General features: G+C 56.9%; 25 protein-coding genes and 2 tRNA genes. 24 read left to right on the plus strand and 3 right to left on the minus strand.

The window, feature by feature from the left end:
* Positions 1 to 4: 4 nt before the first annotated feature.
* Genes galE through CFT65_RS10575 form a run of 3 tightly spaced genes read left to right on the plus strand, consistent with a single transcriptional unit; the run spans position 5 to position 2,832 of the window.
* On the plus strand, positions 5 to 1,000 hold the full coding sequence (gene galE / locus CFT65_RS10565; protein ID WP_088828018.1) for a UDP-glucose 4-epimerase GalE: 996 nt from the start codon (positions 5 to 7) through the stop codon (positions 998 to 1,000).
* A 30-nt stretch (positions 1,001 to 1,030) separates the two neighbouring features.
* Entirely contained in the window at positions 1,031 to 2,374 is a 1,344-nt protein-coding gene (locus CFT65_RS10570; RefSeq protein ID WP_088828019.1) for a UDP-glucose dehydrogenase family protein, read from the plus strand.
* A gap of 23 nt (positions 2,375 to 2,397) precedes the next feature.
* Positions 2,398 to 2,832, plus strand: coding sequence for an HIT domain-containing protein (locus CFT65_RS10575; RefSeq protein WP_088828020.1), 435 nt, complete (start codon positions 2,398 to 2,400; stop codon positions 2,830 to 2,832).
* 12 nt (positions 2,833 to 2,844) lie between these two features.
* Here CFT65_RS10575 and fabR read toward each other — a convergent pair whose 3' ends face one another.
* Positions 2,845 to 3,462, minus strand: coding sequence for an HTH-type transcriptional repressor FabR (gene fabR, locus CFT65_RS10580; RefSeq protein ID WP_088828021.1), 618 nt, complete (start codon positions 3,460 to 3,462; stop codon positions 2,845 to 2,847).
* Positions 3,463 to 3,671: 209 nt separating this feature from the next.
* Between fabR and aspS the strand changes: the two genes are divergently transcribed.
* The 15 genes from aspS to nadA all read left to right on the plus strand — a co-directional run bounded on the left by aspS (position 3,672) and on the right by nadA (position 15,615).
* Positions 3,672 to 5,480 (plus strand): aspartate--tRNA ligase, encoded by a 1,809-nt coding sequence (aspS, locus tag CFT65_RS10585; protein ID WP_088828022.1) that lies wholly within the window; start codon positions 3,672 to 3,674, stop codon positions 5,478 to 5,480.
* 30 nt (positions 5,481 to 5,510) lie between these two features.
* Positions 5,511 to 6,254 carry a YebC/PmpR family DNA-binding transcriptional regulator gene (locus tag CFT65_RS10590; protein WP_088828023.1) on the plus strand — a complete coding sequence of 248 codons (744 nt, stop codon included), beginning with the start codon at positions 5,511 to 5,513 and terminating at the stop codon, positions 6,252 to 6,254.
* A gap of 18 nt (positions 6,255 to 6,272) precedes the next feature.
* Positions 6,273 to 6,800, plus strand: a complete 528-nt coding sequence (ruvC, locus tag CFT65_RS10595; RefSeq protein WP_014577393.1) for a crossover junction endodeoxyribonuclease RuvC — start codon at positions 6,273 to 6,275, stop codon at positions 6,798 to 6,800.
* 30 nt (positions 6,801 to 6,830) lie between these two features.
* Positions 6,831 to 7,460, plus strand: a complete 630-nt coding sequence (ruvA, locus tag CFT65_RS10600) for a Holliday junction branch migration protein RuvA (protein ID WP_088828024.1) — start codon at positions 6,831 to 6,833, stop codon at positions 7,458 to 7,460.
* A gap of 132 nt (positions 7,461 to 7,592) precedes the next feature.
* A complete protein-coding gene (gene ruvB / locus CFT65_RS10605; RefSeq protein WP_088828219.1) occupies positions 7,593 to 8,624 on the plus strand; it encodes a Holliday junction branch migration DNA helicase RuvB in 1,032 nt (343 codons plus the stop codon).
* Positions 8,617 to 9,078 (plus strand): YbgC/FadM family acyl-CoA thioesterase, encoded by a 462-nt coding sequence (locus CFT65_RS10610; RefSeq protein ID WP_088828025.1) that lies wholly within the window; start codon positions 8,617 to 8,619, stop codon positions 9,076 to 9,078. The genes ruvB and CFT65_RS10610 overlap by 8 nt, the downstream gene beginning before the upstream one ends.
* 3 nt (positions 9,079 to 9,081) lie before the next feature.
* A complete protein-coding gene (gene tolQ / locus CFT65_RS10615; protein ID WP_088828026.1) occupies positions 9,082 to 9,771 on the plus strand; it encodes a protein TolQ in 690 nt (229 codons plus the stop codon).
* A 46-nt stretch (positions 9,772 to 9,817) separates the two neighbouring features.
* Positions 9,818 to 10,264, plus strand: a complete 447-nt coding sequence (gene tolR, locus CFT65_RS10620) for a protein TolR (RefSeq protein ID WP_088828027.1) — start codon at positions 9,818 to 9,820, stop codon at positions 10,262 to 10,264.
* Between the two features lie 79 nt (positions 10,265 to 10,343).
* Positions 10,344 to 11,324 (plus strand): cell envelope integrity protein TolA, encoded by a 981-nt coding sequence (gene tolA, locus CFT65_RS10625; RefSeq protein WP_088828220.1) that lies wholly within the window; start codon positions 10,344 to 10,346, stop codon positions 11,322 to 11,324.
* 64 nt (positions 11,325 to 11,388) lie between these two features.
* Complete coding sequence (gene tolB / locus CFT65_RS10630; protein WP_228705838.1) at positions 11,389 to 12,654, plus strand: Tol-Pal system beta propeller repeat protein TolB; 1,266 nt, start codon at positions 11,389 to 11,391, stop codon at positions 12,652 to 12,654.
* Positions 12,655 to 12,721: 67 nt separating this feature from the next.
* Positions 12,722 to 13,294, plus strand: a complete 573-nt coding sequence (gene pal / locus CFT65_RS10635) for a peptidoglycan-associated lipoprotein Pal (protein WP_088828029.1) — start codon at positions 12,722 to 12,724, stop codon at positions 13,292 to 13,294.
* A gap of 16 nt (positions 13,295 to 13,310) precedes the next feature.
* Positions 13,311 to 14,060, plus strand: coding sequence for a tol-pal system protein YbgF (gene ybgF, locus CFT65_RS10640; protein WP_088828030.1), 750 nt, complete (start codon positions 13,311 to 13,313; stop codon positions 14,058 to 14,060).
* 84 nt (positions 14,061 to 14,144) lie between these two features.
* Positions 14,145 to 14,220 (plus strand) — tRNA-Lys (locus tag CFT65_RS10645).
* A gap of 67 nt (positions 14,221 to 14,287) precedes the next feature.
* Positions 14,288 to 14,363: transfer RNA gene (locus CFT65_RS10650), tRNA-Lys, on the plus strand.
* 190 nt (positions 14,364 to 14,553) lie between these two features.
* Positions 14,554 to 15,615, plus strand: coding sequence for a quinolinate synthase NadA (nadA, locus tag CFT65_RS10655; protein WP_088828031.1), 1,062 nt, complete (start codon positions 14,554 to 14,556; stop codon positions 15,613 to 15,615).
* On the opposite strand, the gene CFT65_RS10660 is transcribed toward nadA, so the two are convergent.
* A complete protein-coding gene (locus tag CFT65_RS10660) occupies positions 15,616 to 17,088 on the minus strand; it encodes a M48 family metalloprotease (RefSeq protein ID WP_172408455.1) in 1,473 nt (490 codons plus the stop codon).
* Between the two features lie 163 nt (positions 17,089 to 17,251).
* Between CFT65_RS10660 and CFT65_RS10665 the strand changes: the two genes are divergently transcribed.
* Both CFT65_RS10665 and CFT65_RS10670 read left to right on the plus strand, forming a co-directional pair.
* Positions 17,252 to 17,479 carry a sulfurtransferase TusA family protein gene (locus CFT65_RS10665; protein WP_088828032.1) on the plus strand — a complete coding sequence of 76 codons (228 nt, stop codon included), beginning with the start codon at positions 17,252 to 17,254 and terminating at the stop codon, positions 17,477 to 17,479.
* A 16-nt stretch (positions 17,480 to 17,495) separates the two neighbouring features.
* Positions 17,496 to 18,575, plus strand: a complete 1,080-nt coding sequence (locus CFT65_RS10670) for an AI-2E family transporter (protein WP_088828033.1) — start codon at positions 17,496 to 17,498, stop codon at positions 18,573 to 18,575.
* Between the two features lie 7 nt (positions 18,576 to 18,582).
* Here CFT65_RS10670 and CFT65_RS10675 read toward each other — a convergent pair whose 3' ends face one another.
* Positions 18,583 to 19,050 (minus strand): peroxiredoxin, encoded by a 468-nt coding sequence (locus CFT65_RS10675; protein ID WP_088828034.1) that lies wholly within the window; start codon positions 19,048 to 19,050, stop codon positions 18,583 to 18,585.
* Positions 19,051 to 19,124: 74 nt separating this feature from the next.
* On the opposite strand from CFT65_RS10675, the gene dapA reads away from it, so the two are divergent.
* From dapA to CFT65_RS10695, 4 genes are read left to right on the plus strand one after another with little or no spacing between them, the layout of a single operon-like run.
* The gene (dapA, locus tag CFT65_RS10680; protein ID WP_088828035.1) at positions 19,125 to 20,003 is read left to right on the plus strand and encodes a 4-hydroxy-tetrahydrodipicolinate synthase; all 879 of its coding nucleotides are present in this window, start codon (positions 19,125 to 19,127) and stop codon (positions 20,001 to 20,003) included.
* A 35-nt stretch (positions 20,004 to 20,038) separates the two neighbouring features.
* Positions 20,039 to 21,136, plus strand: a complete 1,098-nt coding sequence (gene bamC, locus CFT65_RS10685; RefSeq protein WP_088828036.1) for an outer membrane protein assembly factor BamC — start codon at positions 20,039 to 20,041, stop codon at positions 21,134 to 21,136.
* Positions 21,137 to 21,181: 45 nt separating this feature from the next.
* A complete protein-coding gene (purC, locus tag CFT65_RS10690; RefSeq protein WP_088828037.1) occupies positions 21,182 to 21,895 on the plus strand; it encodes a phosphoribosylaminoimidazolesuccinocarboxamide synthase in 714 nt (237 codons plus the stop codon).
* Positions 21,896 to 21,927: 32 nt separating this feature from the next.
* Positions 21,928 to 22,656: a TIGR04219 family outer membrane beta-barrel protein gene (locus CFT65_RS10695; RefSeq protein WP_088828038.1), complete on the plus strand. Its 729-nt coding sequence runs from the start codon at positions 21,928 to 21,930 to the stop codon at positions 22,654 to 22,656.
* Positions 22,657 to 22,660 lie beyond the last annotated feature (4 nt).

The following is a 22,660-nucleotide window of genomic DNA, read 5'->3' on the forward strand; positions in this document are numbered from 1 at the left end:
GCCTATGAAAGTCCTCGTTACCGGCGGAGCCGGATATATTGGCAGTCATGTGGTCCGTCAGCTCGGCCATGCCGGTCACGATATCGTGGTGTTTGATAACCTCTCCACGGGCTACCGCTGGGCGGTAACCGCCGGCGAACTGGTGGTCGGTGATCTGGCCGATGAGGCGGCCGTCGAGGACTTGTTCTCCCGACACCGGTTTGAGGCGGTTCTGCATTTTGCAGCCAACATTGTGGTGCCGGAATCCGTCGCCAACCCCCTGAAGTACTACAGCAACAACACCCGCAATACCCTGAACCTGCTGAAGGCGATCGAAAAACACGAAGTGCCCTTCATGGTGTTTTCCTCCACGGCGGCCGTCTATGGCATGCCCGAGCAAACAGTGCTCACCGAGGATCTGCCGCTGGCTCCGATCAACCCGTATGGCGCTTCCAAGATGATGAGCGAGCGGATGATCATGGATCTCGCCGCAGCCTCCAGCCTCAACTACGTGATTCTCCGTTATTTCAATGTGGCGGGCGCCAATCCGGAAGGGCTGCTTGGTCAGGCCACGCCTGAAGCCACGCATCTTATCAAGGTGGCCTGCGAGTGCGTGACCGGACAGCGTGATGGTATGAGTGTCTTCGGTACCGATTACGATACCCGGGACGGTACCTGCATTCGCGACTACATCCATGTGGAAGATCTGGCCAAAGCCCATGTGATGGCGTTGGACTTCATGGCAGACGGTGGTGATTCGAAGGTCATGAACTGCGGCTATGGTCGCGGCTTTACGGTTCGGGAAGTGATTGATGTGGTCAAGGCGCAATCCGGCGTTGATTTTCCGGTCACCGAAACCGGTCGCCGTGCTGGCGACCCGGCGGCGCTGATGGCCGACAACACGCTCATTCGCCAGACCCTGGCCTGGCAGCCTGATTACGACGACCTGGATACCATTGTCGGCACGGCTTTGGCGTGGGAAGCGATCTGGCAGAAGAAAAAAACAGACGACACCCAATAACTTTTCTGTATTTGTCTCGGGATTTAAAGGATGAAAATAACGATTTTTGGAACAGGTTATGTGGGCCTGGTAACCGGCGCATGTCTGGCAGATGTTGGCCATAACGTTCTGTGTATGGATGTTGACCAGGGCAAGATTGAGAAGCTGAAAAACGGTCACATCCCCATTTACGAACCTGGCCTGGAAAGTATCGTAAAGCACACGGTTGAAGCGGGTCGCCTTTCCTTCACAACCGATACAGAAGAAGCGGTTCGCCACGGAACCTTGCAGTTTATTGCCGTGGGCACGCCTCCCGACGAAGACGGCTCTGCCGACCTACAATATGTTACCGCTGTGGCCCGTTCCATTGGCGAGCACATGGAGGACTACAAGGTGGTGGTCGACAAGTCCACCGTACCGGTCGGTACCGGCGACAAAGTAAAAGCGGCGGTTCGCGCCCAGCTGGACCGTCGAGGTCTGGAGCTGGAGTTTGATGTGGTGTCCAACCCGGAGTTCCTCAAGGAAGGGGCGGCTATCAACGATTTCATGAAGCCGGATCGTATTATTGTCGGCACCGACAGCGAGCGGGCGGCGGAGTTGCTGCGCGAAGTCTACTACCCGTTCAACCGCAATCACGACCGTATGATCTTTATGGACCTGCGGTCCGCGGAGCTCACCAAGTATGCGGCCAACTCCATGCTGGCCACCAAGATCAGCTTTATGAACGAAATCGCCAACCTGGCAGAGCGGCTGGGAGCCGATATTGAAGCGGTGCGCCGGGGCATTGGTTCCGACCCACGCATTGGTTATCACTTCATCTACCCGGGTTGCGGTTACGGCGGTTCCTGTTTCCCGAAGGATGTTCAGGCCCTGGCCCGAACCGCCAGTGACTGTGGCTACGACGCGCGGCTGCTCAATGCCGTGGAAGGTGTTAACTACGCCCAGAAGCACGTGCTGTTCGACAAGATCAGCCATTATTTTGGGGGCGATCTGAATGGCAAGGTTGTTGCCATCTGGGGGCTGGCGTTCAAACCCAACACCGATGACATGCGCGAAGCTTCCTCCCGCACCCTGATGGAAGATCTCTGGAAAGCCGGCGCCAGGGTCCAGGCTTTTGACCCGGAGGCCATGGAGGAGACCCAGCGACTTTATGGTGACCAGGATGGCCTGACCCTGTGCGGCACTAAAGAACAGGCTATTAAGGGGGCGGATGTCCTCGCTATCTGCACCGAGTGGAAAGAATTCCGTTCGCCGGACTTCGAATCCATTGCCGCGACCATCCGTGAGCCGGTGGTCTTTGACGGCCGTAACCTGTATGAACCGGAAATGCTTGATCGCTACGGCCTCATTTACTACGCCATTGGCCGTGGCCGCACACAGTTCCACTCGGACTGATATACCGATAACGGGAGGGGATCATGAGTGAGCCGGTGGTTTTCCGATTACATGAGCGACTGGAGGCCGACACAATTGGCCTTGGAAGCACCTCGCTGTGTGAAATCCGGCTGATGAACGACAGTACCTGGCCGTGGGTGCTCTTGGTGCCGGCGGTTGCCGGGATCCGGGAGATATACCAGTTGTCGGCGGATCAGCAGCACCAGCTGGTCCGCGAGTCCTCGGCCCTCAGTGAAACCATGATGGATGCTTTTGGTGGCGACAAGATGAACGTCGCTGCCCTCGGCAACATGGTGACCCAGCTTCATCTTCATCACATCGTGCGATTTGAGGGCGATCCGGCCTGGCCGGGCCCGATATGGGGCAAGCAGGCGCCGGTGCCTTATTCCGAAAAGGAGTTGGAGCAGGTCCGGCAGCGGCTGGCTCCGTTGCTTGCCGAGCTCCAGGCCGGCGTTTAGTCGCAGGGCAGGTTACTGACGTTTCGCCAGTGTCTGGGATCCGACCAATATCATTCTGAGCTCGGTTTTCAGCTTGGCCTTCAGCTCTTCACGCTCCGCCGGCGTTGCATCCAAGGCTTCAGCTCCCTGATTGAAGACCAGCGTGACCATGGATTCGGCCACCAGCCTGGCCTCTGAGAGTGGCTTGTTCTGTTCTTCTGCAATCCGCCGAAGGTCGTCCGCCAGTTCGGTGACAAAATGATCAATCTCGGCCTTAACCGCTGTCCGAAAAGGCTTGGACACTCCGGTTCTTTCCCGAAGCATGAGCCGGAACAGATTCGCGTTGTTGCCCAGGTACTCCATGAATGTTTCCACGGACGTCGAAATGGCGCTGCCACCGTCACGGGCAATCCGCTTTCGGGCCTGACGCATCAGTTGCCTCAACGCAACGCCACCTTCGTCCACCAGAGCCAGGCCCAGTTCATCAAGCTCCGCAAAGTGCCGGTAGAAAGACGTAGGGGCGATGCCCGCTTCCCGGGCAACTTCCCGCAAACTCAGGCTGCCAAAGCCCCGATCAGCGCTCAGTTGCGAGAGCGCTGCATCCATCAGTGCCCGCCGGGTTTTCAGTTTCTGCTCCGCTCTGGTGGCCAACGTCAGACTCCATCCGCCTTTGGAAAAGGAAGCATTCTAGCGGGCTGAAAACCTGCAGTCATCCGGCTACCTGATTTGCTTGCCAGTACGCCTGATTTTCAGCGTCATTGTGTTTATAATGGGCGGCTTTTCCGCTATGGTCGCTTCATTTTTTGAGCGGGCACATACAAGCACCAAATTCGAACACATTAAACGTAACGGGAACCGGTATGCGCAGTCATTATTGCGGTGGGATTAACGAATCCTACATCGATCAGGAAGTCACACTTTGCGGATGGGTCCACCGCCGCCGTGACCACGGTGGGGTTATCTTCCTGGATCTGCGGGATCGGGATGGTATGTCGCAGGTGGTTGTTGATCCTGATACCCCTGAGAGCTTTGCGCTCGCGGAGAAAGTTCGTAGCGAGTTCGTGATCAAGGTCACTGGTCGGGTGCGTCGTCGTCCTGCCGGCACCGAGAACAACAACATGCCGACCGGGCAGGTTGAGCTTCTGGGCAAGGAACTGAGCATCCTGAACGCCGCGGCAACGCCGCCGTTCCCGCTGGACGAGCATGTGGACGTAGGCGAGGACGTGCGTCTGCGCTATCGGTTTGTGGACCTGCGTCGCCCTGAAATGATCAACCGCCTGCGTTTCCGTTCCCGGGTAACCAGCTACATCCGTAACTACCTGGACAGCAACGGCTTCATGGATGTGGAAACCCCCATCCTGACCCGTGCCACGCCGGAAGGTGCGCGGGATTACCTGGTGCCGAGCCGTACCCACGAGGGATCCTTCTTTGCACTGCCGCAGTCGCCGCAGTTGTTCAAGCAGCTCCTGATGGTGTCTGGTGTCGACCGTTACTACCAGATCGCCAAGTGTTTCCGGGATGAAGACCTGCGCGCAGACCGTCAGCCGGAGTTTACCCAGGTAGACATCGAGGCCTCTTTTATTGATGAAGAGACTCTGATGAAGCTGAACGAAGACATGATCCGGGCGCTGTTCAAGGATGTGCTGGATGTTGAGCTGCCGTCGTTCCCGCGTATGCCGCACTTCGAGGCCATGCAGCGTTACGGCAGTGACAAACCGGACCTTCGCATCCCTCTGGAACTGGTTGATGTGGCGGATCTGGTCGAAAGCGTCGACTTCAAGGTTTTTGCCGGCCCGGCCAAGGATCGCAAAGGCCGAGTCGCCGCCCTCAGGGTGCCGAAAGGTGGCGATCTGAGCCGCAAACAGATTGACGACTACACCAAATTTGTCGGCATATACGGTGCCAAAGGTCTCGCCTATATCAAGGTAAATGACCTGTCCAAGGGCGTCGAAGGCCTGCAGTCTCCGATCATCAAGTTCCTGGGCGAAGAGGTCGTGCAGGGAATCATGGAACGGGTTGGCGCAGAAGATGGCGACATCGTTTTCTTCGGCGCTGACAAGACCACGGTGGTTAATGAGGCACTGGGTGCGCTGCGAATCAAGGTTGGTCACGACCTGGATATGCTGACCAGTGAATGGGCGCCGCTGTGGGTGGTTGATTTCCCGATGTTTGAGGAGACTCCGGACGGCGGCCTGACAGCGATTCACCACCCGTTCACCGCGCCTTCCTGCAGCCCGGAAGATCTGGCCTCAGACCCGGCCAACGCACTCTCCCGCGCCTACGATATGGTGTTGAACGGCACCGAGCTGGGCGGCGGTTCCATCCGTATCCACGATGAGAAAATGCAGGAAGCGGTATTCCGTATCCTGGGTATCGGTGAAGAAGAAGCCCGGGCCAAGTTCGGCTTCCTGCTGGACGCCCTGAAGTTCGGTTGCCCGCCCCACGGTGGTCTGGCGTTCGGGCTGGACCGTCTGGTCATGCTGATGACCGGCGCTTCGTCCATCCGTGACGTCATCGCATTCCCGAAAACCCAGAGCGCCACCTGTCTGATGACCCAGGCGCCCGGCGAAGTGGATGAGAAGCAGCTGCGAGAGCTGCACATCCGCCTGCGCAAGCCTTCGAAGCCGGTTGAAGGCAACAAGGCGGAAGCCGGCGAGGGCAACGAGTAAGTCAGTGCTTTGATTTAAGGGAGGAGCTGTATGGCGGGTCACAGTAAGTGGGCCAACATCAAGCACCGCAAGGCAGCACAGGATGCCAGGCGGGGCAAGATCTTCACCAAAATCATTCGTGAGCTGACCGTAGCCGCGCGCCAGGGCGGGGGGAATCCCGATGATAATCCCCGTCTGCGCGCGGTCATCGACAAGGCGCTCACCGCGAATATGAAAAAAGACACCATCGAGCGCGCGGTAGAGCGCGGCGCCGGTGGTGGCGATGACGACAACTACGAAGAGCTGACCTACGAAGGCTACGGCCCGGGCGGAGTGGCGATATTCGTGGAAGTCATGACCGATAACAAAAACCGTTCTGTTGCCGAAATCCGCCACGCGTTCAACAAAATGGGTGGCAATCTTGGTACCGACGGATCGGTGGCCTACCTGTTCAGCAAGCAGGGCATCATAAGCTACGGCCCGGAGTGGGACGAGGACAGGCTCGTGGAAGCCGTACTCAACGCCGGTGCCGAAGATCTTGCGGCCCAGGACGACGGATCCTGGGAAATTGTCACCACGCCCGAGCAGTTTCTGGACGTAAAGGAATCGCTGGTCAATGCAGGGCTGGTACCTGACAATGCCGAAGTAACCATGGTTCCATCCACGCGGGTGGAGCTGGATCGGGACGGCGCAGAAACCATCCTCAAGCTCATTGATATGCTCGAAGATCTGGACGATGTTCAGAATGTCTATCACAACGCGGATATCTCCAGCGAGATCATGGAATCGCTGTGACCAGTCAGGGGCATTGATGTGGCGATAATTCTTGGCGTTGATCCGGGATCACGAATTACCGGTTACGGCGTCATTCGGGCGGATGGTCGACACATCGAGTACATCGACAGTGGCTGTATCCGGGTGGGGGAGAAGCCCATGGCGGAGCGCCTTCAGACGATCTTTCAGAGCCTTGCCACCCTGATCGGAGAGTACCGACCGGAAGAATTCGCCATTGAGCAAGTGTTCATGGCCCGCAATCCTGACTCCGCCCTGAAACTTGGCCAGGCCCGTGGTGCGGCCATCGTCAGTGCCGCCAACAGTGGGCTGGCGGTTCATGAGTACTCCGCAAGGCAGGTAAAGCAGGCGGTGGTTGGCAAAGGTGGCGCAGACAAGTCCCAGGTGCAGCACATGGTTCAGGTGTTGCTCTCACTCTCACGCAAGCCCCAGGCCGATGCGGCCGATGCGCTGGCAATTGCCATGTGCCATGCCCACATGAGCCAGAGTATTCTGCGGGTGGCCAGTGGGGCCGGCAAGGTCAGAAGTGGTCGCGTGCGACAACAATAAACCGCTCACAGGAGCGACAGGAGATTCAGCTTGATTGGTCGTATCCGAGGTATTCTGGTTGAAAAGGCTCCGGGCCAGGCGCTGGTTGAATGCGCCGGTCTGGGGTACGAAGTCGATATTCCCTACACCACTTTCTTTCATCTGCCGGAAACCGGCGATGAAGTGACCCTGCACACCCATTTTGCCGTCCGCGAAGATGCCCAGAGCCTGTACGGTTTTGCCTCCAGCCTGGACCGGGACCTGTTCCGCTTGCTAATCAAGGTCAACGGTGTTGGCCCGAAACTGGCGGTCGGCATTCTTTCCGGTCTGGACGCCCAGCAGTTTATTCGCTGCGTCGAGAACCGCGACTCCGCCTCACTGGTCAAACTTCCTGGTGTTGGCAAGAAAACCGCAGAACGGCTTCTTATTGAAATGACGGACCGGATAGGGCAACTTGAAGGGCAATTTGTGCCAACGTCGCTTGAGACGACAGGGCTGGATCAAATGGGCGGTCAGGGTCCATCTCTCGGGCCGGCAGCGACCGAGGAAGCGGAAGCCGCACTGATTGCGCTGGGCTACAAGCCCCAGGAGGCCGCCAAGGCCATCAGCAAAGTGGCCGAGGAGGGCATGAACAGCGAAACCCTCATCCGTCTGGCCCTGCGAAACATGATACCGGCCTGATCGAAAAAACCTGTCGCGAACCTGTAGAGAGCGTAACGTGACACCTGCAAACCCCTTTGTACAATTGGTGCTGCGCTGGAATAGCGGGCAAACGTGAGGCACGATGTTGATTCCCAAACTATGGGTGATGCCATGATCGAATCCGACCGGTTGATCTCGGCCCGGGCCGGTGAATACGAGGAAGTACAGGACAGGGCCATTCGCCCGACCCTGCTGGCTGAATATGTTGGCCAGCCTACGGTCCGTGAGCAGATGGATATATTTATATCTGCCGCAAGGGGCCGCCAGGAAGCCCTGGATCATGTTCTGATCTTTGGCCCGCCCGGTCTGGGCAAGACAACCCTGGCCAATATCATTGCCAATGAGATGGGTGTATCCATCAAGACAACCTCCGGTCCGGTGCTTGAAAAAGCCGGGGACCTGGCAGCAATGCTTACCAATCTCGAAGAAGGTGACGTTCTCTTCATCGACGAGATTCACCGTCTCAGCGCCGCCGTAGAAGAAGTCCTCTATCCCGCGATGGAAGATTACCAGCTCGATATCATGATTGGTGAGGGTCCGGCTGCCCGTTCCATCAAGTTGGACCTGCCGCCGTTCACCCTTGTTGGGGCTACAACCCGCGCGGGATTGCTGACATCGCCCTTGCGGGATCGCTTCGGGATTGTCCAGCGTCTGGAGTTCTACAACACCGAAGATCTCACCAGCATCATTTTGCGTTCAGCGCGACTTTCTTCGGTTGCCGTTGATGAGGCAGGCGCATTTGAAATCGCCCGCCGGTCAAGGGGCACGCCACGGATCGCCAACCGTTTGTTGCGCCGTGTGCGGGATTTTGCGGAGGTCCGCGCCGACGGTCAGATTACTTCCGACATAGCGGATCAGGCCCTGAACATGTTGAAAGTGGATAACCAGGGTTTCGACCATATGGACCGTCGACTGCTGTTGGCCATGATCGAAAAGTTCGACGGTGGGCCTGTCGGTGTCGAGAGCCTTGCGGCGGCAATCAGTGAGGAGCGCGGCACGATCGAGGATGTGCTTGAGCCCTTCCTGATACAGCAGGGTTACATGGTCCGGACCCCGCGGGGACGGATGGTGACCTCCAACGCCTATCAGCACTTTGGCGTCATTCCGCCGAAGTCCGGCAGGGAGGACGATCTTTTTGGTTGAGCAGGGGCCAGAAGCACGTTTCGAGCTGCCAATCCGGGTCTATATTGAGGATACCGACGCCGGCGGTATCGTATTTCATGCCAAATATCTCCATTACATGGAGCGGGCCCGAACCGAATGGGTGCGCAGTTGCGGAGTTGGGCTGAGGGCGGGTCTGGCAGACAATATCAGTTATGTTGTGCAGCGGCTGACTATTCACTATGCGGTACCGGCAAAGCTTGACGACGAACTGCTGGTCACTGCTGAACCGGTCGCTTTTGGCAGGGTCTGGATGGATTTTCGTCAGCGTGTGATGCGGGCCGAAGACCGAAAGTTGCTGAGTGACAGTGATGTGCGGGTAGCCTGCGTAGCGCTTGATTCCGGTCGTCCCCGCCGGTTACCGACAAATATGCAGGAACTGCTGGCCAGGAATGTCCAGCCCACTGAAACGATAAACAGAACGAGCCAGGAGTAAGAAGTGGATTCAGAACTTTCAGTCTGGTACCTCATTGCCAATGCCGGTGTCTTGGTACAGCTGGTCATGCTTTTGCTGGCCCTGGCATCGATCATGTCCTGGGCGTTGATTTTCCAGCGCCTGCAGGTATTCCGCAAAGCCAAGCGGGCTCAGTTGGCGTTTGAAGAGCGTTTCTGGTCAGGCATGGATCTGGGGCAGCTCTACCGTGAGGTGAATGCCGATCCAACCCCCTTTTCCGGCATGGAATCCCTGTTCCGGGCCGGTTTCAAGGAATTTTCCCGGTTGCGTCAGCAAAGCCGGGATGCTGATGCAGTTATGGAGGGTACTCAACGGGCGATGCGCGTGGCCTTCTCCCGGGAGCATGAGCGGCTGGAGGCGAGTCTGCCGTTTCTCGCGACGGTCGGCTCAACCAGTCCGTACATCGGTCTGTTTGGTACCGTCTGGGGCATCATGAATTCGTTCCGAGGGCTGGCTCAGGTTCAGCAGGCAACCCTGGCCACAGTGGCGCCCGGCATCTCAGAGGCTCTCATCGCAACCGCTATGGGCTTGTTCGCAGCAATACCGGCGGTTATCGCCTACAACCGTTTCTCGGCCATGTCCGATGCACTGCTGAAGAACTATGAAACCTTTGCCGATGAGTTTTCCAGCATTCTCCATCGTCGCGTGCACCAGAGCGAAAAGGGTGTCGCATGAGGGCACGGAAATTCATGGGCAGGGATCAGCTTAGGAGCGCTGCTTTATGAAAGGCATGGGAATGATGCCGGAAAACCGGCGCAAGCCAATGTCGGAGATCAATGTGGTTCCGTACATTGATGTAATGTTGGTGCTGCTGATCATCTTCATGGTTACCGCCCCGATGCTGACGCAGGGAGTAAAGGTCGATCTGCCTCAGACCACCTCTGATCCTATTCAGGCTGATAAGGATGTTGAGTCCATTATTGTTTCGGTCGATGCGAATGGTGCGTACTACGTCGAAATCGGTGACGAGGGCAGTGATCCTATGACGTTGTCTGACTTGCGGGCGCAGGTTTCCAAAATTCTTTCGCAGCGCACTTCAAGCGAGATTCTGGTGCGCGGCGATGAGAACGTTCCTTACGGCACCGTTGTCAGGCTGATGGCGGAATTACAGAGTGCCGGGGCGAGCAGCATCGGCCTGATCACTGAATCACCCCAGGACGACAATTGACAGTGGTGCGGGCAGGAGTGTTGTGAAAGATCACCAGCGGGAAGTAACCACAACCGGCGTGCCACCCTGGAAATCACCGGTGGCCCTTTCGGTAACGCTGCACCTGTTGATTCTGGGTATCGCGCTTGCAGGTTGGTCCTGGACCAGTACCGATCATGAGCCGCCACCCAGAAGCATATCGGCACGGCTGATTACCCAGCAGGAGCCTGAACCAAGCCCGGTGGTAGAGCCGGTCGATCAGCAAAAGCGCGACGAAGAGCGTCGTGCCGAAGAGCAACGTCAAGAGGAAGAAGCAGAGCGGCAACGGCAGGAAGAAGAGGCCCGCCGCATCGCAGAGCAGAAACGCCAGGAAGAACAGAAACGACTTCAGCAGCAGAAAGAGCGTGAGCGTCAGGAAGCCGAGGCGAAAGAACGCGAAGCCCGGAAAGCCCGTGAAGCAGAAGCTGCTCGTCAGAAGGCGGAAGCGGAAGCCAAGGAACGGGCCCGGCAAAAAGCTGAGGAAGAAAAACGGCGTCAAGAAGAGGCAAAACGAAAAGCCGAAGAAGAAAAACGGCGGCAGGAAGAGCAGCGGAAGCGGGAAGAGGCCGAACGCAAGCGTCAGGAAGAACTGGCTCGCCAGGAAGCTGAGCGCAAACGTCTCGAGGCAGAGCGGAAGCTCAGGGAGCAGCAGCTTGAGGCGCAGGCGGAGGCGGCTCAACGGGCTCGGGAAGAGGAAGCGCGTCGCCAGCAGGAGGCGGCTGCCGCGAAAGCCCGGGAAGCTCAGATGCTGTCTGAGAGCGAGAAATACCAGGCACTGATCCGGGAGCGCTTGAGCCAGGCATGGTATCCGCCATCTTCGGCCACGGAAGAGATGACCGCGCGGCTCCAGATTACCCTGTTACCGACGGGTGAACTTGCCGGAGTGCGTTTGGTCAGTAGTAGCGGCAACACCGCGTTCGATAACTCCGCTCTGGGAGCGGTGCGTTCCCTGAGCCGTTACCCGATACCCAATGATCGGGATACCTTTGAACGGTATTTCCGACAGTTTACGATTGAATTCAACCCACGCCGGTTGAGATAAGGATGCGGATAACACCATGACACATCGGATTTGGTCCAAACCGTCCAGAACGCTTCTCGCCGCCATGGCCCTGGCCTTTTTCGCGGTTTCGGCAGCCCGTGCGGAACTGTTGATCCGAATTACAGAAGGCGCGGATTCTGCCATTCCTGTTGCGGTAGTGCCCTTCGCTGAGTCCGGACAGATGCCGGCCGGAGACAAGGTCAGCAGCATTGTTCAGGCCGATCTGACCATGACGGGCGAATTCCGGACCCTGCCTCCAGAGAAGATGCTGAGCCTGCCATCCAGGCGGGAAGAAGTATATTTTCGGGATTGGCGTTTGCTCGGCCAGCGATACGTCCTGGTGGGCGCGCTCAGCCGAAGCGGCGACCGTGTCCAGGCCCGGTATGAGCTGTTCGATGTAAACCGCGAGGAGCGGATTCTCGGTGAAACGGCGGCGGCACCCGCTTCCAATATGCGCTCACTCGCTCACCACATCAGCGACAAGGTGTATGAGGCTATCACCGGGGTGCCTGGCGCTTTCTCAACGAAACTTGCCTACATCACGCTTGACACCGCCAATGGCAAACCCCGTTATCGTCTGCAGGTCAGTGACGTGGACGGCAAGCGTGCCAGAATCCGGCTTGAAAGCCAGGAGCCCATCCTGTCACCGGCCTGGTCACCGGATGGTGAGAAGCTGGCCTATGTCTCGTTCGAAACCGGAAAGCCGGTCATTTTTGTCCATGAACTTTCGACCGGTAAGCGTACCAAAGTGGCGGACTTTCCAGGGCTCAATTCGGCGCCGGCCTGGTCCGACGATGGCCGGTCGTTGCTGATGACACTCTCGAAAGATGGCAATGCTGAGATTTACCGGATGAATCTGGATAGTCGGCAGCTGACCAAGCTTACCAACCACTGGGCTATTGATACGGAACCGAGCTGGGACGCCAGTGGTAAGGGGATTTTCTTCACCTCGGATCGTTCCGGCGGGCCACAGATTTACCACATGGAAACACCGGGTGCGGAGCCCCGCCGTATCACCTTCGGCAGCCGTTACAACGCCCGACCCAGGCCCGACAATGACGGCAACTTTGTTTATTACGTTCACCAGCGGGATCGGGCATTTCACATTGCCCGTACCGAACTGGAAACAGGGGAGGAGACCATCCTTACTCGAACGGAATCTGATGAGTCTCCCAGCGTTGCGCCTAACGGCCAGATGCTGATCTATGCCACCCGGCAGAACGGAAGCAACGTGCTCACGGTGATTTCTGCGGATGGCGGGGCAGCCTACAGCTTGCCCGCATCCGAAGGCGATGTGCGTGAGCCCGCCTGGGGACCTTTGGTTCGCTGATTGCCCGTGCCTGTCGGCGTCGGCAATCGTTCAAATAATCACGTAACTCAACTGGAAGGAAGGAAATATGAATTTTTCAACTCAATCAAAAGCCTTTGCACTGCTCTTGTCCGTAGGTCTTGTAGCTGGCTGTAGCTCCACCGGTGGTACCTCAGAGGACGGCGGTGAGTATGGTTCCGATGTGACTGCTGTTGATCAGGAAGGCGGCTCCACCGTTTATGGCGGTGATGACCAGGGCGGTGTTTCTTCTTCAGCCATGACCGAAGAAGAGCGCATGGCCGCGCGCGAGCAGGCCGAGCAGCAGGCTCTGCGCGAAGTTACCGTGTTTTACTTTGATTTCGACACCGCCGAAATCAAGCAGGAAGCCCGTGACGTGCTGGTAGCTCATGCGCGTTTCCTCGCCAACAACCCGGGTCAGAATGTGCGTATCGAGGGTCACGCCGACGAGCGCGGCACCAAGGAATACAACCTGGCTCTCGGTGAGCGTCGTGCCAACGCTGTACAACGCTTCCTGATTGTCAATGGCGCTTCACGTGGCCAGCTCGAAACCGTAAGCTATGGTGAAGAGAAGCCGGCAGTGATGGGTTCCAGCGAGAGTGCGTGGGCCCAGAACCGTCGCGTGGAACTCGTATTTGAGTAATCACACAGGAAGAACCATGAGAAAAAACCTCATGGCGACAGTGTTGCTCCCGCTTGCTCTCGGGCATGCGGGCGTTGCCCTGGCGCAATCAGCACAGGACACTCAGCGTAATGGCAATAATAGCCAGGCGACCGCTGAGCTGTTCTACATGATCCAGCAGCTTCAGGGTGAGGTCAGGCGTCTCCAGGGCGAAGTCGAAGAGCAGAGACACCTGATTAACCGTCTGCAGCAACAGGGGCGTGACCGCTATATCGATCTGGACCAGCGTATTCTGGATCTCTCGGAGAAAGTGTCTGCGCAACCCGCTCCCGAGGCCAGCGGCACCGGTAATAGCTCTACGGTTTCCGGATCAGCGCCAGCGGCAAGGGAATATCGCCAGCCGGGTGCGAAAGAGCGAAAGGCCTACGAACAGATCCAGGATCTGATCCGTAACCAGAAAAAATACGATGAAGCCATCAGTCGGATATACGAGTTCATTGATGAATATCCGGAGGGTGATCTGACTGTGAACGCCTATTACTGGCTGGGTGAGGTGTACCTGGTCAAGCCGCAGCTTGAGCAGGCAAAGCAGGCGTTTACCATCGTTGCTACCCGCTTTGCCGATCACCGTAAGGCCCCGGATGCCGTCTACAAGCTGGGCGTGACCCATGATCGCCTGGGTGAAAAGGAACAGGCTCGGCGCAGCATGCAAACAGTGATTGAGGATTACCCGTCCAGCAGCGCTGCGGACCTGGCCCGGAAGTTTCTCGAGTCCCAGAACAGCTGATAGCCGGGCGCGGCAAAAATGTTGAGAAACCTGAGAAAAGGGGTTGATCAACGGCCAAAAATCATTACTATATGCGCCTCGTTTGGGTCGTTAGCTCAGTTGGTAGAGCAGTTGGCTTTTAACCAATTGGTCGAAGGTTCGAATCCTTCACGACCCACCAAACACGAAATACCGGGTGGGCTGAGTCGTTCGGTATGGATTGAAGTCACGGCTTCAGTTGCAGTTCAGGGTCGTTAGCTCAGTTGGTAGAGCAGTTGGCTTTTAACCAATTGGTCGAAGGTTCGAATCCTTCACGACCCACCAAATAACAGGAACCTGCGGGTTTTTGTGAAAAAAGAGCCTCCGGGCTCTTTTTTTTTGCGTATACGTTCTTACCTAGGTAAACAGGTAACAGAAAAAGCTATCACAAAGTTGTGTTAGCACTGTTTCAGAAATATTAAGGCTGGGGATGAATGCTATAATCCCTCCGTCAATGCAACACAGAGACGCAGTAATGACATACGCTGAAGACCGTATTCTTGTGCAAGAACACCTGGCCCATGCCGCCGAGCCGAAGCCGCTAAGCGAGGACGAAAAGTCCGAGCTGGAGGCTCGTATCAAGTCGGTTCTGAAGGATCAGGATGCGGTGCTTGTGGCCCATTACTACACTGATCCTGACATTCAGCGCCTTGCCGAAGAAACCGGTGGCTGTGTTGCGGATTCCCTCGAGATGGCTCGTTTTGGTAACCAGCATTCCGCCTCAACCGTCGTGGTCGCCGGCGTAAGATTCATGGGTGAAACCGCCAAGATTCTGAATCCGGAAAAGCGTGTTCTGATGCCGACGCTTGAGGCCACCTGTTCTCTGGATGTCGGCTGTCCTGCCGATGAGTTCGCCGAGTTTTGCGACCAGCACCCGGATCGTACGGTCGTGGTTTATGCCAATACGTCGGCGGCGGTGAAGGCGAGGGCGGACTGGGTGGTAACCTCAAGCTGTGCCCAGGCGATTGTTGAAGATCTGGATGCTAGCGGCGAGAAAATTCTCTGGGCGCCGGACAAGCACCTTGGACACTACGTCCAGAAAACCACTGGTGCAGATATGCTGCTCTGGGACGGTTCGTGCATTGTCCACGAGGAGTTCAAATACCGCGGTCTGGAGGATCTGAAGGCCCTGTATCCGGACGCGGCTGTGTTGGTTCACCCGGAATCGCCCGATGCCGTGGTTGAGATGGCAGACGTTGTAGGTTCAACCTCGCAGCTGATTCACGCTGTCCAGACCTTGCCCAATGAAAAGTTCATCGTTGCCACCGACAATGGCATCTTCTACAAGATGCAGCAGCTGGCTCCGAACAAAACGCTGATCGAAGCGCCCACCGCAGGCAATGGCGCCACCTGTCGTAGTTGCGCCCACTGTCCCTGGATGGCGATGAACGGTCTCGAGAATCTTCTTCAGGTGCTGGAGCAGGGAGACCAGGAAGTGCTTGTGGATCCGGAGCTCAGAGAGAAAGCTCTGCAACCACTGCAGCGCATGCTGGATTTCACTGCCAAAATGAACCTCAAGGCTGCGGGCAACGCCTGATCAGCTATTCGCCAGGGCGTGCAAGCGACTGGTGATTTCCGCCAGTCGCTCGGTCACTACCTGCCGTTGTGGCGCCCCTGCCGGCAACTTCTCCTGCGCTTGCCTGAGCTGACGCTGGGCCGACTCCAGATCCCCCATCAGGACATCGTATTCTGCGCGGGCGCGATGCACGCCAACTATGTTTCTTGCCATGCCCTCGGCCTCGGCCAGTTTGAGCCACAAGTGTTCCTGCCCAGGAAGCTGACGGGTCAGCTGTCTCAGGTATTCAGCCGCTGCCGCGCCATTGCCGTCTGCGATTTCCGTGCGGGCCAGGGTGTGGGTGATAGGGTAGTTCCCCGGGTTCCTGTCCAGCGCGTTTTTCAGGATAACGCGTGCCTCGTCGATGCGATTTTGTGCCAGCCTGACTTCCGCCAGGGTCACCTGAAAAGTAATTCGCCCGGGGTTTCTGGCCAGCAGATCGTTCAGTATGCCCACGGCCTTGTCGTATTGCCTGTCTTCGAGATAGGCCACTGATAAGCCATACCGGATAGCGTCGTTTTTCTGGGCGTCCGGTCGATCAAGGTAGGCCTCGAAGGTCTCTACGGCAACGTCGGGAGAAGGCGCGTAGTGTACCTGTAGGCGGCTGCGCATCAGGTGATATTCCTGACCGTCCCGGATGTTTTCATCCGGATACTGCTCGGCACGGCTTCGGGTGTCGGCCACACGGCTCTGGGTTAACGGGTGTGTGGAAAGGTATTCGGGCAGTCGATTTCCCTGCATGCGGTTCTGGCGCATCATGATTTCAAACATTTCCGGCATGCCACGAGGGTCCATCCCGGCGCTCGCCAGAATGTCCAGACCGACCCGGTCGGCTTCCTGTTCATGGGAGCGGCTGTAGGCAAGCATGTTCTGGGCCGCCAGGGCCTGTGTTCCTGCAATGGCGGCAAAACCAATATCCGACTGGGTGACTGCCGACAGTACAATGCCGGCAATCATACCTGCGAGTGTGAGTGGCGCACTCGTTTCCTGCTGCTCCATGCGCCGGGCGAAATGCCGTTGGCTGAGATGGGCCAGCTCGTGGGCGAGAACAGAAGCAAACTGTTGCTCGGTGGCCGCATTGAGGAACAAACCACCGTTGACGCCAACAATGCCTCCGGGCACGGCAAACGCGTTAATGGCGGGGCTGTCGATCAGTGCCAGGGTCAAGTTTCGATCCTGAAGTGGAGCCGAGGGCACCAGGCGATAGGTAATGGCGCTGAGGTAATCATAGACCAGCGGGTCACTGATCCTCGGTGCTGAACGTCGGATCGACACCATGACTTGCTGGCCTATATCCGATTCCTGCTGACCCGCAATCAGGCCTCCACCAGTACCGCCAATGCTCGGTAGCCTGCTTTCCTGGGGATGCGCCGGAAAGGAAGCGAGCAACAGTGCCAGCAGGGCCGTGAGGGCCAGTGCCGGGATTGTGCGGGGTCGGGGTTGGTTAACAATCATGTAGTGCCGGGTGCCTGTGGTCTGATTCGCCGTTTGACAGCGTTTGGCGAGAAAAAGTTCGGATCCCCTGCTTGAAGAGGATTGTGATGCAATACATTATCACTGTCGGCATAATGCCTGCTTGTTAAATCCGCTTATTATTTTGTGATGGTGTATCGCTAGTATGGTTGATCGAACGCTTGATGCTTCCGGGTTGCGCTGCCCGATGCCGCTGCTGAAAACGAAATTGGAACTTAACAGCATGGCGCCCGGCGAAGAACTCGAGGTGATCGCCACGGATGCGGGTTCGGCCCGTGACATCCCGGCCTTCCTGCAGCTGTCTGATCACCAGTTGATGAGCAGTTCTGAAACCGCCGGGCAGTACCGGTTTGTGATAAAGTGCGGCGGTTAAGATTTCGGAGCTGTAAATGATCAGGACACTACGCGGTCTCGCGCACAAATATTTCTCGGATGAAGAAGCTGTCATCCTGTTCCTCATACTGGTAACGGGGACCATCTTCGTCATCTGGTTCGGTGCCATGCTTGCGCCGGCCATCGCATCTTTGATCATAGCCTTTATTCTGCAGGGCCTGGTAACCAAGCTCAATAAACTGGGTGTGCCGGAGACGGTATCGATCATTGGCGTATTCCTGGTGTTCCTCGGCGTGCTCGTGGGCTTTCTTTTCGGCCTTTTACCGCTGATCTGGACCCAATTGAGCAACCTGGCCGGTGAAGCGCCGCGAATCATCCGCGAGCTGCAATCATATCTTGAACTGCTGCCGGAGCAGTATCCGCACCTGATCTCCGGAGAGGCTGTCAGCACTGTTTACAGTCAGGTAAGCACAGAGGTGGGGCACATGACGCAATGGCTGGTGTCCTTTTCACTGTCCAGTATTCCCGATCTGGTGGCATTACTGATCTACATGGTTCTGGTGCCCATCCTGGTGTTTTTCTTTCTGAAAGACCGTGAAGTTCTGCTCAACTCCATTGCAAAACTGCTGCCGCCCCAGCGCCCTATGATGCTGCAGATCTGGCACGAGGTGAATCTTCAGTGCGCCAACTATGTCCGCGGTAAGGCGGTGGAGATTCTGATCGTGGGCGGCGCCACCTACATTGGCTTCAAACTGCTCGGTATGCCCTATGCCGCGCTGCTCTCGCTGCTGGTCGGCCTGAGCGTGGTCATTCCCTACATCGGTGCCGCTGTTGTTACCATCCCCGTCGCGGTGATTGCGCTGTTCGCCTTTGGCTGGGGCAGTCAGTTCATCTGGGTCATGGTGGTGTACGGCGTTATCCAGGCGCTGGATGGTAACGTGCTGGTTCCGATTCTCTTCTCGGAGGTTAACAATCTGCACCCGGTGGCGATTATCGTCGCGGTATTGTTCTTCGGTGGCATCTGGGGTTTGTGGGGTGTTTTCTTTGCCATTCCGCTGGCAACCATGCTCAAGGCTGTGTTCGCTGCGTGGCCGGTAAAGGAGTCGCCGCCGCTGGCCGAAACCAGCGACGCCTGAAAGCTGCTTAAAGCGCCTTTACGGCCTCAAGGACTTGGTCGGCGTGGCCTTTGACTTTCACGCCGCGCCATTCCGCCCTCAGTACGCCATCTTTGTCGATCAGAAAGGTGCTCCGGTCGACGCCCATGTATTCCTTGCCGTAAAGCTTTTTCAGCTTGATCACGTCAAAGAGGGAGCACAGAGCCTCGTCTTTGTCTGAGATCAGGTGGAAAGGAAACTCGTGCTTGGCCCGGAAATTCTCATGGGCTTTCAGGCCATCCCTTGATACACCCAGAATCAGGGTATCAAGCTCCTCAAACTGCTTCATCCGGTCCCGGAAGTCCTGTCCCTCAGTGGTACAGCCAGGGGTGTTGTCTTTCGGATAGAAGTAAATCACTACATTTTGACCTTTCAGATCGTCGAGGCGAATGGTCTGGTCACCGGTAGCGGGAGCTTCAAAATCCGGAACGGGTTTGTTTAACTCAACGGATGGCATGACATCTCCTTTAATTCCCTTGTGTCAGTTCGTGCCCAACATTACCATATCGGTTTTACTCGGACGGAGCTTTTATGATTACGGGTAGCCTTGTCGCACTGGTCACGCCCATGCATCCAAACGGTGACATTCACTGGGAGGATCTGGATAAGCTGGTGGACTTTCATATTCAAAACGGTACGCACGGCATTGTTGCTGTGGGCACCACCGGCGAATCCGCAACGCTCGACCCGGAAGAGCATTGCCAGACTATTGGCCACATCATTAAACGCGTTGATGGTCGCATCCCGGTTATTGCGGGAACGGGGGGCAACAGTACCCGTGAGGCCATTGAACTGACTGCGGAAGCCCATAAGCTTGGCGCAGATGCCTGCCTGCTCGTTGTTCCCTACTACAACAAGCCGACTCAGGAAGGCCTGTACCAGCATTTCAAAGCCATTGCCGAAGCCGTCCCCGGCATGAACCAGATGCTGTACAACGTTCCGGGTCGAACTGCCTGCGACATGCTGAACGAAACCGTACTGCGGCTTGCCGATATTCCTAACATCGTGGGTATCAAGGATGCCACCGGCAATATCCCCCGGGGTGCCGAGCTGATTGAAGCGTTGAATGGCCGTCTGGCGGTTTATTCTGGCGATGACGCCACAGCGGCGGAGTTGATGCTGGCCGGTGCCAAGGGCAATGTGTCGGTGACTGCCAACGTCGCTCCGAAGGCAATGTCCCAGCTCTGCGAAGCGGCTGTAGCAGGAAATCGTGAAGAAACCGAACGCCTGAACGAACTGCTCATGCCTCTCAACCGGAAGTTGTTCCTCGAGGCGAATCCGATTCCGGTGAAGTGGGCGCTTCATCACATGGGGATGATTGGAGAAGGCATTCGCCTGCCGCTGACACTGCTCAGCGAAAAGTTCCACGGCGAAGTGGAAGATGCCCTCAAGGCCTCAGGTGTACTCTGAGTTTGCTTAAATCATCCCATCCCCGGAGTAACCTGATGCAGGTTCTAAAAGGAACCGGTAGTAGCTTGATGTTAAAACCCATTGTTGTTGGTTCCGGGCTGCTGCTTTTGGCAGCAGCTTCGGGATGCAGTCTGGTAGAAGACCGCTCCGAGCGTTATGTGAATGCCACAGAAGGGCAGCCGCTTGAACTGCCGGCAACTGCCGACGATTCCCGCTTCAGCCAGACCATGCCCATCCGTGATGTCCAGCCGGCCGATGCCAGCAAAATGTATCCGTCCGATATACCGCAGCCGCCGGACATGACCTCGGACATCCTGGATGAAAACTACGTTATTGAAGAGCTTGATGGCCGGCTCTGGCTGTTGGTCAACGATGTGCCCGGAAGAATCTGGCCGGCGGTGAACAGCTACCTGTCCGAGCGTGGTCTCGGTGTTGGCTTTGATAGTCCTCAACTGGGCATCCTGCAGACGGAACTTGCCAACTTCAGCAAGCGAGCCCGGGATCTGGTGGAGCTTTCCGATAATCCGTCTGCAGGCGAACAGAAAGTGGTGCTGCAGGTGCGTATGGCCCCCGGCGTTCGCCGAAAGACCACCGAAGTGCAGGTGCGCAAACTGGAAGTGCCGGATCAGCCGGAGGAGTTGATCCCGTGGGCCGGTGTATCCGATCCCTCGGAGCAGGCGCTGGAACTGCAGAGGCGCCTGCTGTCCGACCTGGGCGATTTTCTCAGGGCCCGGGAGGAAACGAAGTCTTTTTCCCGCGCTGCATCCGGTATGGTCAGCGATCCGCTCGTTCGCCTGATCTCGGAAAATGATAAGGCGGTCGCGATCCGCATGGAGCTTGATTACGGTCGCTCCTGGGCGGAAGTAAGCCGGGCGCTCACTGATTCCGGCATTCCAGTTGTCGATCTAAACCGCAGTGAAGGCTGGTTCCATGTTGATTTCCGCACCGAAGACGAGCGGGATCCAGGCTGGTTCAGCTGGTTCAGCGACAAGGAAGCACCCCAGCATACCCACACAGTCAGCCTCAGCCAGCAGAGCGACGCCATTGTCATCTCTGCCGAGGAGGTTCCGGGTTACACAGGCAGCCGCACGATGCCGGATCTGCTCGCGCAACTGTTCGATTACCTATACTGATTCAGAGAGCGGCCGCCCAGGGCGGCCGCTTTTCGGAGACCCCTAATGGAAAAACGCGAAGAACTTTATGCCGGCAAGGCAAAATCCGTCTACCGGACTGACAATCCCGACCGGTTTGTGTTGGAGTTCCGTGACGATACATCGGCCTTTGACGGCGAGAAGAAGGAACAGCTCAACCGTAAGGGCATGGTGAACAACAAGTTCAATGCTTTTATTATGGAAAAGCTCGAAGCGGCGGGTGTACCGACCCATTTCGAGGGACTGCTGTCTTCCACCGAATCGCTCGTGAAGAAGTTGGACATGATTCCGGTTGAATGCGTGGTTCGCAACGTTTCCGCCGGCAGCCTCTGCCGCCGCCTAGGAGTCGAAGAAGGGCAGGAGCTCAACCCGCCCACGTACGAACTGTTTCTGAAAAACGACGCACTCCATGATCCCATGGTCAATGAATCGCTGGCCGTCAGCTTTGGCTGGGCCGCAGCCGATGAGCTGGATCAGATGAAAGAGCTCACCTACCGTGTAAACGACGTGCTCAAGGCCCTGTTTGAGGAAGCCGGGATGCTGTTGGTGGACTACAAGCTGGAGTTCGGCCGCAGTGACGGCAAGATTGTGTTGGGTGACGAATTTAGTCCGGACGGTTGCCGTATCTGGGACAAGGAAACCCGCAAGAAGATGGATAAGGATCGCTTCCGCCAGGGGCTTGGCGACGTTATCGAAACTTACGAAGAAGTCGGGCGCCGTTTGGGAATCCAGTTCGACTGATTGAAACTTATAACAAATTCGAAAGGTGTGTCATGCGTAAACTGGTGCTTGCTGTAGGTGGTTCACTGATCCTGGTGGCGCCTCTGTCACAGGCAGAGGTGGTTGGTCTGGGTGCCAGCGTAAGTTACTGGGACTCTGATCTTTCCGGCAAGGCTACCACCAATAACGACGTTGTTGATGTGGAAAACGAGCTGAATCTGGATAGCGATTCCAATGCCAATGCCTCGCTGTATCTGGAGCATCCGGTGCCAGTGTTGCCCAATATTCGGTTGAACTACACCTTGGTTGAACAAAGTGGTCGAGGTGATGTAGGTCTTGCTGGCTTCGATGGCGTTACCGGTGATGTCCAGTCCGATCTGGATCTGGAACAGTTGGACCTGACCCTGTATTACGAAGTGCTTGATAACTGGGTAAATCTTGACCTTGGCCTGACCGCCCGGGATTTGGCGGGCGACCTGATCGTGCGGCAAGCGAATGGGTTGGCCACTAGCGAAACGAGCATTGATGGCGTTATCCCCATGGGCTACCTGGCGGCCCGTTTTGATCTGCCGTTAACCGGTGTATCAGTCGGCGCAGAAGGCAACTTCATCAGCTTCGATGGCGACTCGCTGCACGATTTCAACGCCTACGGCCAGTATGAAATCTCGCTCATCCAGTTTCGTGCGGGCTACCGTCAGATGTCCATTGATTATGAAGACGACAACGATCGCCTTGATGTCGAGATTGGCGGACCGTTTGTGAGTGCTGGCGTGTCCTTCTGAGGCC

Origin of the sequence: Marinobacter sp. es.048, assembly GCF_900188435.1 — a bacterium.
In the GTDB taxonomy this organism is placed as follows: Bacteria; Pseudomonadota; Gammaproteobacteria; order Pseudomonadales; family Oleiphilaceae; genus Marinobacter.

Coding starts and splice junctions, on each gene's coding strand:
- galE (WP_088828018.1), top strand. CDS start 5: ATGAAAGTCCTCGTTACCGGCGGAGCCGGATATATTGGCAGTCATGTG.
- CFT65_RS10570 (WP_088828019.1), top strand. CDS start 1,031: ATGAAAATAACGATTTTTGGAACAGGTTATGTGGGCCTGGTAACCGGC.
- CFT65_RS10575 (WP_088828020.1), top strand. CDS start 2,398: ATGAGTGAGCCGGTGGTTTTCCGATTACATGAGCGACTGGAGGCCGAC.
- aspS (WP_088828022.1), top strand. CDS start 3,672: ATGCGCAGTCATTATTGCGGTGGGATTAACGAATCCTACATCGATCAG.
- CFT65_RS10590 (WP_088828023.1), top strand. CDS start 5,511: ATGGCGGGTCACAGTAAGTGGGCCAACATCAAGCACCGCAAGGCAGCA.
- ruvB (WP_088828219.1), top strand. CDS start 7,593: ATGATCGAATCCGACCGGTTGATCTCGGCCCGGGCCGGTGAATACGAG.
- tolR (WP_088828027.1), top strand. CDS start 9,818: ATGAAAGGCATGGGAATGATGCCGGAAAACCGGCGCAAGCCAATGTCG.
- tolB (WP_228705838.1), top strand. CDS start 11,389: ATGGCCCTGGCCTTTTTCGCGGTTTCGGCAGCCCGTGCGGAACTGTTG.
- pal (WP_088828029.1), top strand. CDS start 12,722: ATGAATTTTTCAACTCAATCAAAAGCCTTTGCACTGCTCTTGTCCGTA.
- ybgF (WP_088828030.1), top strand. CDS start 13,311: ATGAGAAAAAACCTCATGGCGACAGTGTTGCTCCCGCTTGCTCTCGGG.
- nadA (WP_088828031.1), top strand. CDS start 14,554: ATGACATACGCTGAAGACCGTATTCTTGTGCAAGAACACCTGGCCCAT.
- CFT65_RS10660 (WP_172408455.1), bottom strand. CDS start 17,088: ATGATTGTTAACCAACCCCGACCCCGCACAATCCCGGCACTGGCCCTC.
- CFT65_RS10665 (WP_088828032.1), top strand. CDS start 17,252: ATGGTTGATCGAACGCTTGATGCTTCCGGGTTGCGCTGCCCGATGCCG.
- CFT65_RS10670 (WP_088828033.1), top strand. CDS start 17,496: ATGATCAGGACACTACGCGGTCTCGCGCACAAATATTTCTCGGATGAA.
- CFT65_RS10675 (WP_088828034.1), bottom strand. CDS start 19,050: ATGCCATCCGTTGAGTTAAACAAACCCGTTCCGGATTTTGAAGCTCCC.
- dapA (WP_088828035.1), top strand. CDS start 19,125: ATGATTACGGGTAGCCTTGTCGCACTGGTCACGCCCATGCATCCAAAC.
- bamC (WP_088828036.1), top strand. CDS start 20,039: ATGCAGGTTCTAAAAGGAACCGGTAGTAGCTTGATGTTAAAACCCATT.
- purC (WP_088828037.1), top strand. CDS start 21,182: ATGGAAAAACGCGAAGAACTTTATGCCGGCAAGGCAAAATCCGTCTAC.
- CFT65_RS10695 (WP_088828038.1), top strand. CDS start 21,928: ATGCGTAAACTGGTGCTTGCTGTAGGTGGTTCACTGATCCTGGTGGCG.